The sequence below is a fragment of the Novosphingobium sp. FSW06-99 genome (genome assembly GCF_001519065.1).
Classification (GTDB): Bacteria; Pseudomonadota; Alphaproteobacteria; order Sphingomonadales; family Sphingomonadaceae; genus Novosphingobium.
Genome location: NZ_KQ954261.1, coordinates 61,599 through 75,322, shown reverse-complemented (window position 1 = coordinate 75,322; position 13,724 = coordinate 61,599). Strand labels below are relative to the sequence as shown.

The 13,724-nt window shown below is 64.6% G+C and carries 9 protein-coding genes; 4 read left to right on the top strand and 5 right to left on the bottom strand.

Annotation, left to right across the window (positions count from 1 at the left end; all coding sequences use genetic code 11):
- Positions 1-119: 119 nt before the first annotated feature.
- The 5 genes from AQZ49_RS17370 to AQZ49_RS17350 all read right to left on the bottom strand — a co-directional run bounded on the left by AQZ49_RS17370 (position 120) and on the right by AQZ49_RS17350 (position 6,395).
- Positions 120-1,805 carry a class I adenylate-forming enzyme family protein gene (locus AQZ49_RS17370; protein WP_067618600.1) on the bottom strand — a complete coding sequence of 562 codons (1,686 nt, stop codon included), beginning with the start codon at positions 1,803-1,805 and terminating at the stop codon, positions 120-122.
- A 14-nt stretch (positions 1,806-1,819) separates the two neighbouring features.
- Positions 1,820-3,370: an acetolactate synthase large subunit gene (locus tag AQZ49_RS17365; RefSeq protein WP_067618597.1), complete on the bottom strand. Its 1,551-nt coding sequence runs from the start codon at positions 3,368-3,370 to the stop codon at positions 1,820-1,822.
- Between the two features lie 169 nt (positions 3,371-3,539).
- Positions 3,540-3,926, bottom strand: a complete 387-nt coding sequence (locus tag AQZ49_RS17360) for a hypothetical protein (RefSeq protein WP_197411105.1) — start codon at positions 3,924-3,926, stop codon at positions 3,540-3,542.
- 160 nt (positions 3,927-4,086) lie between these two features.
- A complete protein-coding gene (locus AQZ49_RS17355) occupies positions 4,087-5,193 on the bottom strand; it encodes an acyl-CoA dehydrogenase family protein (protein ID WP_067618594.1) in 1,107 nt (368 codons plus the stop codon).
- Between the two features lie 5 nt (positions 5,194-5,198).
- On the bottom strand, positions 5,199-6,395 hold the full coding sequence (locus AQZ49_RS17350) for an acyl-CoA dehydrogenase family protein (protein WP_067618591.1): 1,197 nt from the start codon (positions 6,393-6,395) through the stop codon (positions 5,199-5,201).
- A gap of 173 nt (positions 6,396-6,568) precedes the next feature.
- Between AQZ49_RS17350 and AQZ49_RS17345 the strand changes: the two genes are divergently transcribed.
- From AQZ49_RS17345 to AQZ49_RS17330, 4 genes are all read left to right on the top strand, one after another.
- Positions 6,569-7,363, top strand: a complete 795-nt coding sequence (locus tag AQZ49_RS17345; RefSeq protein WP_067618589.1) for an SDR family oxidoreductase — start codon at positions 6,569-6,571, stop codon at positions 7,361-7,363.
- A gap of 154 nt (positions 7,364-7,517) precedes the next feature.
- Entirely contained in the window at positions 7,518-8,582 is a 1,065-nt protein-coding gene (locus tag AQZ49_RS17340; RefSeq protein WP_067618586.1) for a BLUF domain-containing protein, read from the top strand.
- 287 nt (positions 8,583-8,869) lie between these two features.
- A complete protein-coding gene (locus tag AQZ49_RS23030) occupies positions 8,870-11,398 on the top strand; it encodes a methyl-accepting chemotaxis protein (RefSeq protein ID WP_067618583.1) in 2,529 nt (842 codons plus the stop codon).
- A gap of 285 nt (positions 11,399-11,683) precedes the next feature.
- Positions 11,684-13,723: a methyl-accepting chemotaxis protein gene (locus AQZ49_RS17330; RefSeq protein ID WP_197411104.1), complete on the top strand. Its 2,040-nt coding sequence runs from the start codon at positions 11,684-11,686 to the stop codon at positions 13,721-13,723.
- Position 13,724: the final 1 nt, after the last annotated feature.

Sequence of the window (13,724 nt, the reverse complement as noted above, 5' to 3'; positions counted from 1 at the left end):
TGCCTGAAAGGCCTGTCCCCTGTGGCCGCTGACCCGATTCTTGGCAAATGCAGGTTATGCGCAAGCAGATGCAAAAAGCGCAATATGTCTGACAATTGCCCGCAATCGTTTGATATTCATCACGAAAATAGCGCCTTCAAATCGCGCTTGAGTATTTTGCCATTGGCATTGCGCGGCAAAGTCTCGGCGTGAAAGCGGATCGCGACCGGCACCTTGAACGCGGCCAGCCGTTCGCCGACCCAGGCGCGCAAGTCTGCCTCGGTGGCGCTGTGGCCGGGTGACAGGTGGACCACGGCGGCGGGTTCCTCGCCCAGCGTGTGGTGGGGTATGCCGATCACCGCCGCATCCATCACCGCCGGATGGTCATAGAGCGCGTTTTCGACTTCGGCCGAATAGATGTTTTCGCCGCCGCGAATGACGATGTCCTTGGCCCGGTCGACGATATAGCAATAGCCATCGGGGTCGAGCCGCGCGAGATCGCCGGTGCGCACCCAGCCCTCGACGAAGGTGGCCTCGGTTGCTTGCGGGTTCTCCCAGTATCCTTTGACGACCATCGGCCCGCGCGCCCACAATTCGCCCACTTCGCCGATCGCCTTGTCCTCCAGCGTGTCGGGATCGACCACGCGCAGATCGGCCACCGCCACCGCCGGGCCGCAACTGTCGGGGCGGGCAAGATAGTCTTCGCCGACGATGTTGGTGACCGTGGCCATTGTTTCGGTCATGCCCCAGCCGTTGCCGGGCCGCGCGCCGAACACCGCACTGATCTTGCGCACCAGATCGGGGGCAGAGGGCGCGCCACCATAGGACACGGTTTCCAGCGACGAGAGATCGTATTTTTCGCGGTCGGGATGTTCGAGCAATTGCCACGCGATGGTCGGCACCCCGCCCGCCAGATTGATGCGTTCGCGCTCGATCAGCGCCAGCGCCTGGCCTGCGTCCCAGCGGCGCATGAACACCAGCGTGTTGCCGGCATAGACCGATCCCATCAGCACCGCGCTGCAGGCGGTGACATGGAACAGCGGGATCGACACCAGCGCGGTGCGCGGGCTGGGCGGCGGCGGCACTTCGCCCCGCCGCAGACAAGACGACGCAGCGACATAGGCGCTCGACAGGATATTGGTGGCAAGGTTGCGATGCGTGCCCAGCGCGCCCTTGGGATGGCCGGTGGTGCCCGAGGTGTAGAAGATCGTCGCCTCAAGATCGGGGGCCAGATCGGCCTGCGGCAGATCGCGATCCTGCAGGGCTCCATAATCGCCGGGCCGACCGATCACCGTCTCCAGCGCCACCACACCGGGCCGGGCCTCGGCCATCCGCGCGCCGAACACATGCTGCACCGAAGGCACCTCGCGGAGCAGCGGCACGATGCGCTCGATCCGTTCCGCATCGGCGATCAGCACGCTGGCGCCGGCCGTGTTCAGCCCATACGTCAGTTCCGCGCCGGTCCACCATGCGTTCAACGGCACACAGATCGCGCCAAGCGTGGTCACCGCAAAGAACACCACCGGCCATTCGGGCACATTGCGCATGGCCAGCGCCACGCGATCCCCCGGCCCGACGCCGATATCCCGCAAATGCTGCGCCAGCGCGGCCACCGCGCGGAACCAGCCTTCAAAACTGACGCGTTCGTCTTCATAGACCAGAAAATCGCGGGTGCCGTGCGCCCGCCCGATCCGGGCCAGCGTGCCCAGATCGGCAGGTGCGTTCTTCCATGCGCGGAATGTCCGCCCATGCGCGGCCACTTCGACCATTTCGAACGGCGCACCCGGTGCACATAGCGCGTTGCGCGCCTCGTCCAGCGTCAACATAGCCTCTCCTTCTGTTACACCATCGCCTCGATCAGCATCGGGCCCGGCGCCGTCAGCGCACGGGCGAACGCGGCGCGAAACGCGGCCACGCTGTCGGCGCGCTCGGCCGGCACGCCCATCCCGGCGGCCAGCGCGCACCAGTCGAGCCGGGGATTGTCGAGACTGAGCATCGACAAGGCCTTAGGCCCCGCGTTCTGCACCCCGACCCGTCCCAGTTCGATATTGAGGATCGCGTAGGAGCCATTGCTCAGCACCACGGTCACCACCTTCAACCGCTCGCGCGCCATCGTCCACAGCGCCTGGCACGTGTACATGCCCGATCCATCGGCCTGCAACGCGATCACCTGGCGGTCGGGACAGGCCACCGCCGCGCCGGTCGCCACCGGCAAACCCTGCCCGATCGCGCCGCCGGTGACCATCAGCCAGTCGTGCGGCGCGGCGCCCTTGGTGGCGTCGAACAGAGCGGCCCCTGCCGAAATCCCTTCTTCCGAGACGATCGACCCGGCAGGCATCAGGTCCGCCAACACCGCGCCGATGGCCTCTGGCGTCAGGCGTGCACCGGCGTCGGGCACGTGGCGCGGCTGAAGGTCCACCGGTTGCGCCGGGGCCTCCAGCGCATCGGCCAGCGCGGTCAATGCGTCATGCGCATCTTCGCGCAGGCCTGCCAGCCGCAAGACTTGCGCGCCCGGTGGCGACAGCGCGCCGGGCTTGTCGGGATAGGCAAAGAACGCCACCGGCGGCTCGGTGCCACACACCACGATGGTGCGATATGGGGCCAGGAATTCGCTGGCCACTTCGCCAAAATAGGGCAGCTTGTCGATCGCCACGCGCCCGGCGCCGCGCTCCACCCGCGCAGCAAATGTTTCGCATATCAGCTTTGCCCCGGTGGCAGCGGCGATCCGCCCCGCCACTTCGAGCGCATCGGCCCGCAATGCCCGCCCGCCCAGCAACAGGGCGACCGGCCCCGCATCGCCGCGCAAGGCTTCGGCCACCTCTGCAATCGCCGCAGCGGGTGCGCGCGGTACGGGCGGCGCAGGGCGCGGGTCCACCGGCGCGGCAGGGCCGCTCCAGGCATGGTCGGCGGGTACGATCACCGTTGCCACCTGCCCCGGCCATTCCATCGCCGCGACAAAAGCTTCGGCCCCGGCCTGCGCCAGATCGCGCGGCGATCGGGCCACGCGCACCCAGTCGGACATCGGCCGCGCCACGCCAACCGCATCCGATGTCAGCGGCGCGTTGAAATGCAGGTGATAAGTCGCGTGATCGCCGACCATGTTGATCACCGGCGATCCCGCCCGGCGCGCGTTGTGCAGATTGGCCAGGCCATTGGCCAGCCCCGGCCCCAGATGCAGCAAAGTCACCGCCGGCCGGCCCGTCATCCGCGCATAGCCATCAGCAGCGCCGGTCACCACCCCTTCGAACAGCCCCAGCACCGCGCGCATCCCCGGCTGCCGGTCGATCGCGGCCACCAGTTGCATTTCCGACGTGCCCGGGTTGGCAAAACAGGTATCCACCCCGCATGCGCACAGCGTGGCGACAAAGGCCTCTGCCCCGTTGAAAGTCATTGTGTGCACCGTCTCCCGCACTTTGCTTTGCGGGCATCGTGCAGGGTTGCCGGGCCACGTCAAGACGGCAAAACCGTGCCAAGCGGCGCTGCCGCTACGGCAAGGCCGAATGCAAAAATATCAACGGCCCGCTGCGCGCCTGCGGCGGGCCGTTGGCGGCAATCGGTGGTCAGTGGCGGTCGGCGTGGATCGCCGCGCTGTTGGCATTTTCTTCCTGGTTCAGGCTGCGCGCCTGTGCCCCGGTCAGATGGCCATGGTTGTGATCGGCACGCGCGTCCGCGCGTTCCTGCTGGCGGATCGCATGGTCATCGGCGCGCAGCGCGTGGGCCTGCGCATGGGTCAACTGGCCATCGCGCACGCCGGCGCTGATGCGGCGGTTCTGGTTGGCCAGGCGCTTGTTGACATGGGTGCGGGCGGGATGGTTCTTTTGCCACTGCGTTTCGGCATGGGCGGCAATCGGGCCCATGGCAACCGTGGCCAGCGCCAGCCCGGCGGCGATCCGGCCCAGCAGGCCCGCGCGCAAGGCGGCAGGCAACGCGGATTTGGCATTCGACATGACAGACACTCCCCTGGGAATCGATGGCAATCGCGCCTTCGATCGTCCGGTATTTGCCTTGCCAGAATTGAACCGAAAGTGACTTTGCGCTTCATCGCGCATTCACCAAATCGGCCCCGAAACCAGGGTTCCGGGGCCGTTCAGGCAAAGCAAGTGCCGATCAGGCCGTAGCGAGTTCGTGCCCCAGTTCGATATAGCGCGCCAGGTGGAAATCCTCGTCGCCCAGTTCATGGCCGATCATGACCAGCCGCTTGGCATAGTGCGTCAGCGCCAGTTCCCAGGTCATGCCGATGCCGCCGTGCATCTGGATCGCCTCTTCAGCGACCAGCGACCCGGCCTTGCCAATCGTCGCCTTGGCCGCGCTGGCCGCGCGTTCGCGCTCGACCCGCGTGCCCGAAAAGCGGTCAGCGGCGTTGATCGCCGCGCTGCGCGCCTGTTCGATTTCCAGCGCCACGGTTGCCATACGGTGTTGCAGCGCCTGGAACTTGCCGATCGGGATGCCGAACTGTTTGCGCGTGCGCAGATAATCGAGCGTCTGGTCGCGCAAGGCGTCCATCACTGCCACGCCTTCCCACGCCAGGGCCACCAGACCCCACGCGCGCGCCGCCTCGATCACCGGGCCCGCGCTGCCCGCTTCCCCCACCAGCGTGGCAGGCGTCGCGGCAAAGGCGACATCGCCCGCCGCCCCGCCATCGATCAGCAGATAATCGCGCACGGTCAGCCCCGGCGCATCGCGTTCGACCAGAAACGTCGACAGCCCGGCCTCGGCGCGCGCCACCACCAGCAAGCGGTCGACACTGCCGGCAAAGGCCACCACGGTCTTGGCGCCATCGAGCACCCAGCCTTCGCCCGACTGCGTGGCGCGCGTGGTAATACCCGCCGGATCGAACCAGGTATCGGCTTCCTCTTCGGCATAAGAGATCACCTGCGATCCATCGATCACTGCGGCCAGATCGTCGGTGCGCCCGGCGGCGGCGAGCACGTGCCCGGCCTGCAGTGTCGCCAGCCACGGTCCGGTCAACAGCGCACGGCCGATTTCGCCGAACACCACCGCCACATCGAACGGCGATCCGCCGAACCCGCCGACGTCTTCGCCAAACAGCGCGCCGATCGCGCCCAGTTCGGCCAATTGGCCCCAGATCTCGCGCGACCAGCCCTGCCCTTCGAACGCGGCGGTCTTGCGCACCGCAAACGGCACTTTGTCGGCCAGAAAGCGGCGCAACGAATCCGCCAGCATCTGGCGGTCTTCACCCAGTGAAAAATCCATGTGCGTTACAGCTCCAGAATGGCCTTGGTGATGATTTCACGCTGCACTTCGTTCGAACCGCCGAAAATCGACAGCTTGCGATCGTTGAAATAATGCGTTGCCACCGGGCCCGCCCATTCGGGGCCGACCGGTTCGCCGTTCCAGCCGCCTTCGAACGATTCGGGCAGCCAGGGTCGCGCGTGGGTGCCCGCCGCGCGGCGCATCAAGTCATCGATCGTCTGACGGATTTCGGTGCCGCGAATTTTCAGCATCGAACTTTCCGCGGTCGGCGCCGCGCCCGCGCCCGCCGCCACCAGCACGCGCAGGTTGGTGGTCTTCATGTTTTCCAGATCGATTTCCAGCCGCGCCAGCCGCGCCGCGAACTGCGGGTCTTCGGACAACGGACGGCCGTTGCGCCGCTGTGTGCGCGCGATCTCCTGCAATTCGCCGAACGCCGCCATCGACGCGCCCACGCCTGCGATATTGGTGCGTTCATAGGTCAGCAGGTACTTGGCGTAAGTCCAGCCCTTGTTCTCTTCGCCCACCAGGTTTTCGACCGGCACGCGCACGTCGGTAAAGAACACTTCGTTGACTTCGTGATCGCCCGACAACAGCTTGATCGGGCGCACTTCGATGCCCGGCGTCGCCATGTCGATCAACAGGAAGCTGATGCCTTCCTGGCGCTTGCCCTCGGTGCTGGTGCGCACCAGGCAGAACATCATGTTGGCGTATTGCGCCAGCGTGGTCCAGGTCTTCTGCCCGTTGACAACATAGTGATCGCCATCGCGCACCGCGCTGGTTTTCAGGCTGGCCAGATCCGATCCCGCGCCGGGTTCCGAATAGCCCTGGCACCACCAGTCGCTGCCATCGAGAATGCGTGGCAACCACTGTTTTTTCTGCGCCTCGGACCCGTATTTGAGCAGGACCGGGCCGATCATCGACAGGCCGAACGGCAGCACGCGCGGGGCATTGGCCAGCGCGGTCTCTGTCTCAAAGATAAACCGTTCCATCACGGTCCAGCCGGTACCGCCCCATTCGACCGGCCAATGGTTGGCCAGCCAGCCGCGCGCGTGGAGAATGGCATGCCATTCCTCGTGCTCGGCCTTGGTCAGATGCTGACCCTTGCGGATCTTGTCCGACAGCCGGACGGGCAATTTGTCTGCCAGGAAGGCACGCACTTCGGCGCGAAACGCCTCTTCCTCGGGCGTGAAGTTCAGGTCCATCGCTCTCTCCTGTCGCGAAGCGCCGCGCGCGCATCCGCCGGTTCATCAATCGATTAACATACGACGCGGGGCAAGCAAGTGACCATTTGGGGAAGCCCGGGCTTGGCGCGCGCCGGACGAGCGGCTATGCGCCACGGGCCGACGGCCGATGCCCGCGATCGAAGGGAAAACCGATGCCTGCCCCGCATTCCCGGCGTCTGGCCGACAAGACCTGCGTGATCACCGGCGCCGCGCGCGGGATCGGCCATGCCATCGCCGTGCGCTTCCACGCCGAAGGCGCGCACGTGATCATGACCGACCGCGACCAGGCCGCGGGCGCTGCCGCCGCAGACCTGATCGGCTGCCGGTTCGAACCGCTTGATGTGGCCATGGAGGCCGACTGGCGGCGCCTGTCGCACGCGGTGCCGACGTGCGACGTGCTGGTCAACAACGCCGGGATCACCGGCTTTGACGGCGCGAACGGCCCGCAAGATCCCGAACACACCACGCTGGATGATTGGCACCGGGTCATGACGGTCAACCTCGACGGCACGTTCCTGGGGTGCCGCTGGGCCATCGGCGCGATGAAGGCCAGCGGGCGTGGCGCGATCATCAACATGGCCTCGCGTTCGGGCCAGGTCGGCATTCCGGGCGCTGCGGCCTATGCCGCGTCAAAGGCCGCGATCCGCAACCACACGCGCAGCGTGGCGCTCTATTGCGCCGAACAGGGCTGGGCCATCCGCTGCAACGCGATTGCGCCGGGAGCGATCCTGACGCCGATGTGGGATGCCATGCTGGGCCATGGCGAAGACCGCGAGGCCCGCATCGCCGCCGCTGTTGCCGACGCCCCGCTGCGCCGGTTTGGCGAGGCCGACGAAGTGGCCGCAATCGCCGTGCTGCTGGCCAGCGACGAGGCCACTTATATGACCGGCAGCGAACTCACCATCGATGGCGGCTTGCTGGCCGGCACGGCGGTGCGCCCACGCTGATCTTGCCCCAATTGCCACTTGACGGCGCGTGAGTCGTGACGGAGCCTGCCCGCAACCGGCACAAAGGCCGATGGGGATGCAAAGACGATCGGGTCGCACGATGTCTGCAACGGCGCTCGGCGATCTGTGACACCATGACGGGCAGGAGGATGCGATGCAGGCGCAGCGTGATCACACCGATGTCGATCCCGGCGCGTGGATCGGCAGCATAACCTATCGCAGCGAAGCGGTCAGTGCGCCGTCACCGGCCGAACTTGAAGGCCTGGTTGCGCGGGCACGGGCGCGCAATCACAGCCTGGGCATCACCGGCATGCTGTTGTACGATGGTGGCCGCTATCTGCAGACACTTGAAGGTCCGCCCGCCGCGCTCGACCATATCTGGTCAGCCATCCAGAACGACCCCCGCCACGCCGCGATCGATGTGCTGAGCCAGCACATTGTGCCCACGCGCCTGTTTTCAGGGTGGGACTTGCAGCTTTACCGGCGCAGCAAGGACAAGACGCGGCTGTCGCCGGGCGTGGCCCGGGATATGGTGCCGCTGACCGACCATATCCCCGCCACCGCGCGCTTTGCGCTGAATGGCGATGATCGCAGGCTCAACGCGCTGATCGGTGATCTGGTCGGACAGGGATGGGTCAGCGATGCGCTGGTCACCCACCTGCTGGAACCGACCGCACGCGCGCTGGGCGATGCGTGGCTGGCCGACGATTGCAACGAACTCGATCTGACCATCGCGCTCAGCATGCTGCAACTGGCGGGCCATGCCATTCACGCCGGATCGACCGCCGAAGGTATCCGCCAGCGCCGCTATTCCATCCTGCTGGCAACCGCACCGGGTGAACCGCATATGCTCGGGCCCACGCTGTTGGGCGACATGTTCACCGATGCGGGATGGATCGTCGACATGGCCTTTCCCGACAGCGACGAGGCGCTGGCGCGGCAAGTGCGCGAACAGCGCCCCGATGCGGTCGATATCGCGCTATCGGATGCCCTGCCGCGCCATCATACGCTGTCGACTTTGCGCGACACCATCGCAAAGAGCCGTACGGCCAGCCCAGACGAACTGCTGGTTGTCTCGGTCGGCGGTCGCCTGTTTGCCGAAGCGATAGCCACCGCGCAATCGGTCGGCGCCGACCATGCCCGCAAGAGCGCGGCGGGAACCAGCGTGCGCCTTGCCTGGTTGATCGAACAGCGGCGCCGGGGCCATTTGCTCTCCTGATACCAGGCTGCACGGCGCGCGACGCATACCGGCCCGCCTGGGCACCATAGGCTGTTGCGATCATTCGTGGTCGGCGGTGGAACACTGTAGCTATACTTAGGAATTCGAACTCGGGACCGTTTTCTCGCTCTTGAGCGCGCACGTCTATACCCGGTCGCGGCGGGTCGATCGCAACCGGGCAAGAGCCCCCCGCCCCGGTTCGGTGGCCAGGCGGACACATTTCCGGACATCGCAAGGGTCAATGGCCCTGCCTCGAATTTTCGCAGCTTCCACGGAAGAGGTCCGGCATGTTTTCGTTTCTGCACAAATACAGCAATTTCGACAAAGTCGAGGCTCTCAAGGTTCTGCGCGCCAAAGTCATGCTGGCCGATGCGGACTTGAACATCACCTATATGAACGAAGCGCTGCTTGACCTGATGCGCGAGGCTCAGGACGATATCCGCAAGGATCTGCCGCGTTTCAGCGCGGACGAGCTGATTGGCAGCAACATCGACGTGTTCCACAAATCGCCATCGCATCAGCGCGCCATGCTGGCCCGGCTGGATGGTCCGCACAATGCCACAATCGCCGTCGGCGGGCGCAATTTTGACCTGGCCGTCATGCCGATCATTGCCGGCAACACGCGATACGGGTTTGTGGTTGAATGGATCGATGCAGAAGAACGGCTGCAGAATATCGATTTCGCAGCGCAGATTACCGCCATCGACCGGTCACAGGCGAGGATCGAATTCACGCCCGAAGGCACGATCGTCAATGCCAATGCCAATTTCCTCGATGTCCTGGGCTATTCGCTCGAAGAGATCAAGGGGCGGCATCACAGCATGTTCGTGGAACCGGCGCTGCAGGGCGGCCATGAATACCGCAATTTCTGGGAAAGTCTGGCGCGCGGTGAATTCCGGGCCGGTGAATTCAAACGGCTGGGCAAGAACGGCAAGGAAGTGTGGATCCAGGGGTCCTACAACCCCATCTTCGATGACCATGGCAAAGTCGCCAAAGTCGTGAAGTTTGCCAGCGACGTGACCGCCGAAAAACTCCGCAATGCCGAATTCGAAAGCAAGCTCAACGCCATTTCCCGCGTACAGGCGATCATCGAGTTCTTGCCGAATGGCGAGGTCCTGACCGCAAACGACAATTTCCTCCAGGTGCTCGGATATCGCCTGGAAGAGATCAAGGGCCGCCACCATGCCATGTTCGTGGACGCGGCTTATTCCCAGTCGCAGGAATACCGCGAATTCTGGGCCCGGCTGAATCGCGGTGAATTCGTTGCCGATGAATTCATGCGGATCGGCAAGGGCGGCCGGCAGGTCTGGATCCTGGCATCCTACAATCCGATCCTCGACATGAACGGCAATGTCGTGAAAGTGGTCAAGTTTGCCACCGATGTCACCGGGCGGGTCAACGCGGTGAACCAGATCGCGGCCGGCCTTGCGAAACTGGCGGTCAACAATCTCGATGCCGATCTTGTCGACAGCTTCATCCCGGAATTCGAAAAGCTGCGCAGCGATTTCAACGAATCGCTGCGGTCGCTGCGCGGGACGGCGGCCATTGCCGACCGGATTGCCGAGGGCGATCTGACCGTTGACGTAAAGCTGCTGTCCGAAAACGACATGCTCGGCGTCTCGCTGCGGGCGATGGTCGACAACTTGCGCAAGACCGCAAACCTGGCCGCAACGATTGCCGAAGGCGACCTGTCGACCGATGTCCGGCCGTTGTCGGAAAAGGACGCGCTGGGTATCGCCATGCAGACGATGACGCGCAACTTGCGCGCGACTGCCGCCGTGGCGAGCACGATCGCGCAAGGCGATCTGACCATCGAGGCCCAGGCCATGTCTGACAAGGATGTGCTGGGGCTGGCCTTGCAACGCATGGTGGAACAGTTGAGCCATGTGGTGACCGGCGCGGTCGCCGCGACGGGCAATGTGTCGTCGGGCAGCCAGCAATTGTCGGCAACATCCGCCCAGGTTTCCCAAGGCGCCGCCGAACAGGCCGCATCGACCGAAGAAGCATCTTCGGCCGTCGAGGAAATGGCTGCCAACATCAAGCAGAACGCCGACAACGCCGCGCAGACCGAACAGATCGCCCGCCAGTCGGCCAAAGATGCCGATCTGTCCCAGCAGGCCGTGCTGCGCGCAGTCTCGGCGATGGCCACGATCGTCCAGAAAATCGGCATCGTGCAGGAAATTGCCCGGCAGACCGACCTGCTGGCGCTGAATGCGGCGGTCGAGGCGGCCCGCGCCGGAGAACACGGCAAAGGCTTTGCCGTTGTCGCATCCGAAGTACGCAAGCTGGCCGAGCGTTCGCAAGCCGCCGCTGCGGAAATCGCCACAATGTCGAGCGAAACGGTCAAGTCTGCGCAAGATGCGGGCGAGATGTTGAACCGACTGGTGCCCGATATTCGCAAGACCGCCGAACTGGTCGCGGAAATCTCGGCGGCCTGCCGCGAACAGGATGTCGGCGTCAGCCAGATCAACGTGGCAATACAACAGCTTGACAGCGTCATGCAACAAAACGCCAGCGCAGCCGAACAGATGTCGGCCACATCGACCCAACTGGCTTCACAAGCCGAAGACCTGCAAGCATCGATCGATTTTTTCAAGGTCGGCACCGCGCGCGCTCCTGGGCGACCAATCGCCTCTGGCGCAGCCAAGGCCATCGCCCGGCCCGCGCCGCGCGTACCGGCAGGTGGCGAGCGCAAGCCCGCTGCCACTGCCAGGAACACGGTTTCCAAACAGCAGGAACGCGCACGCGGCTTTGCGCTCAACCTAACGCTTGGCGAACCCGATGACGACGACCGGAATTTCCGCGCAAACGGCTGACCTGGCCGATGCGCACGCCGGATGGCACCGCGCCCAATTGTCGCAACGACCGGTTTCATCGGCGGGCAGGACCACGAGGTCTGGCCCGCCGATGGCCTTATCATGCGCCTGCGTAAATATCCTCAGCCCTCGCCCGGTTGCCGCGTTGCAATCGGATTGACCACAAGCCGTTATGGTCTCCGCAGCGGCTCTCACGGAACACTCCGGCTTGCCTCCCGTCGCGGCACAGCACCCATGTCACGGCACTGATCTGATTTTTCCTGTCATTAATCGATGAGGTCCGGCATGTTCTCTTTTCTGCAAAAGCACTATCAGACCGACAAGATCCAGGCCATCGATACGCTGCGCGCCAAAGTCATGCTGGCCGACGCGGATCTGAACATCACATATATGAACGAAGCGGTGCTGGAACTTCTGCGCGAAGCCGAAGGCGACATTCGCAAGGAACTGCACAAGTTCAGCATCGATACCCTGATCGGCAGCAACATCGATGTCTTTCACAAGAACCCGGTGCACCAGCGCACCATGCTCGCCCGGCTCGACCGGCCGCACAACGCGACGATCCGGGTGGGTGGCCGCGCGTTTGATCTGACCGTGGTTCCGATCATGACCGGCGGCAAGCGCATCGGTTTCAGCGTGGAATGGACCGATGCGGCCGAGCGCCTGCAGAACATCGACCATTCCGCCCAAAGCGCCGCGATCAGCCGTTCGCAAGCGGTGATCGAATTCACCCCGGATGGCACGATTGTTACTGCCAACAGCAATTTCCTCAACACCATGGGCTATTCGCTGATCGACATCCAGGGTCGGCATCACAGCATGTTTGTCGATTCCGGGGCGCAGGGCAGCCCCGAATATCGCGCGTTCTGGGACGATCTGGGACGCGGCGAATACAAGGCGGGCGAGTTTCGGCGGATCGGCAAGAACGGGCGCGAAGTGTGGATCCAGGGCACCTACAACCCGGTGATCGACCCTTCGGGCAAAGTGGTCAAGGTGATCAAATTTGCCACCGATGTCACCGGGCGGGTCAACGCGGTCAACCAGATCGCCGCAGGCCTGGCCAAACTGGCGATCAACGACCTCGATGCCGACTTGCGCGAACGGTTCACCCCGGAATTCGAAACCTTGCGCCACGATTTCAACGAATCGCTGAAATCGCTGCGCGCGACCGCGGCGATCGCCGACCGGATTGCCGAGGGCGACCTGATGGTCGATCCGCAACCGCTGTCGGACAATGACGCGCTGGGCATCGCCATGCGCACGATGACATCCAATCTGCGTGCAACAGCGGCGGTCGCCGGCGCCATTGCCGAAGGCGACCTGACCGTCGATGCCACCCCGCAATCCGACAAGGACATGCTGGGCAAATCGCTGCAACTGATGGTCGAACGCCTGCGCAATGTGGTGACCGGCGCGGTTGCGGCGTCGGGCAATGTTTCGTCGGGCAGCCAGCAATTGTCGGCAACATCCGAACAGATGTCGCAAGGGGCGATCGAACAGGCCGCGTCGACCGAGGAAGTTTCGTCCTCGATGGAACAGATGGCCGCCAATATCAAACAGAACGCCGACAACGCCGCCCAGACCGAAAAGATCGCCCGCCAGTCGGCCAAGGACGCAGATCTGTCCGATCAGGCGGTGGTGCGCGCGGTCGCGGCGATGGGCACGATCGTGCAAAAGATCGGCATCGTCCAGGAAATTGCCCGGCAGACCGACCTGCTGGCGCTCAATGCAGCGGTCGAGGCCGCGCGCGCGGGGGAACATGGCAAAGGCTTTGCAGTGGTCGCCGCAGAAGTGCGCAAACTGGCCGAACGCTCGCAGGCCGCCGCCGCCGAAATCTCCACTTTGTCGGCCGACACGGTCAAATCCGCGCAGGAAGCGGGCGAAATGCTCAACCGCCTGGTGCCCGACATCCGCAAGACCGCCGATCTGGTCGCCGAAATCTCTGCCGCGTGCCGCGAACAGGATATCGGAGTCAGCCAGATCAACATGGCGATCCAGCAGCTCGACGAAGTGACCCAGCAAAACGCAGGTGCGTCCGAACAGATGGCCTCCACCTCGACCGAGCTCGCCTCGCAGGCCGAAGAACTGCAAATGTCGATGGACTTTTTCAAGGTCGAAAACCACGATCGCAGCGCCGCGCGCACGCCTGCCAGGCCGCAACCCAAAGTGGCCAACCGCGCCGCGCCGACAGGCACGCGCAAACCTGCCGTGGCAGCGCCGCGCAACACCGTCGCCAAACAGCAGGACCGCGCGCGCGGCTTTGCGCTCAACTTGTCGGCGGGCAAGCCCGACGACGAAGATCAGGACTTTCGCGCAGCCGGCTGAT

What these genes read in the sequence shown, in the direction of transcription:
- AQZ49_RS17345 (WP_067618589.1), top strand. Translation starts at nt 6,569, where the DNA reads ATGCCTGCCCCGCATTCCCGGCGTCTGGCCGACAAGACCTGCGTGATC.
- AQZ49_RS17350 (WP_067618591.1), bottom strand. Translation starts at nt 6,395, where the DNA reads ATGGACCTGAACTTCACGCCCGAGGAAGAGGCGTTTCGCGCCGAAGTG.
- AQZ49_RS17360 (WP_197411105.1), bottom strand. Translation starts at nt 3,926, where the DNA reads ATGTCGAATGCCAAATCCGCGTTGCCTGCCGCCTTGCGCGCGGGCCTG.
- AQZ49_RS17355 (WP_067618594.1), bottom strand. Translation starts at nt 5,193, where the DNA reads ATGGATTTTTCACTGGGTGAAGACCGCCAGATGCTGGCGGATTCGTTG.
- AQZ49_RS17330 (WP_197411104.1), top strand. Translation starts at nt 11,684, where the DNA reads ATGTTCTCTTTTCTGCAAAAGCACTATCAGACCGACAAGATCCAGGCC.
- AQZ49_RS23030 (WP_067618583.1), top strand. Translation starts at nt 8,870, where the DNA reads ATGTTTTCGTTTCTGCACAAATACAGCAATTTCGACAAAGTCGAGGCT.
- AQZ49_RS17365 (WP_067618597.1), bottom strand. Translation starts at nt 3,370, where the DNA reads ATGACTTTCAACGGGGCAGAGGCCTTTGTCGCCACGCTGTGCGCATGC.
- AQZ49_RS17370 (WP_067618600.1), bottom strand. Translation starts at nt 1,805, where the DNA reads ATGTTGACGCTGGACGAGGCGCGCAACGCGCTATGTGCACCGGGTGCG.
- AQZ49_RS17340 (WP_067618586.1), top strand. Translation starts at nt 7,518, where the DNA reads ATGCAGGCGCAGCGTGATCACACCGATGTCGATCCCGGCGCGTGGATC.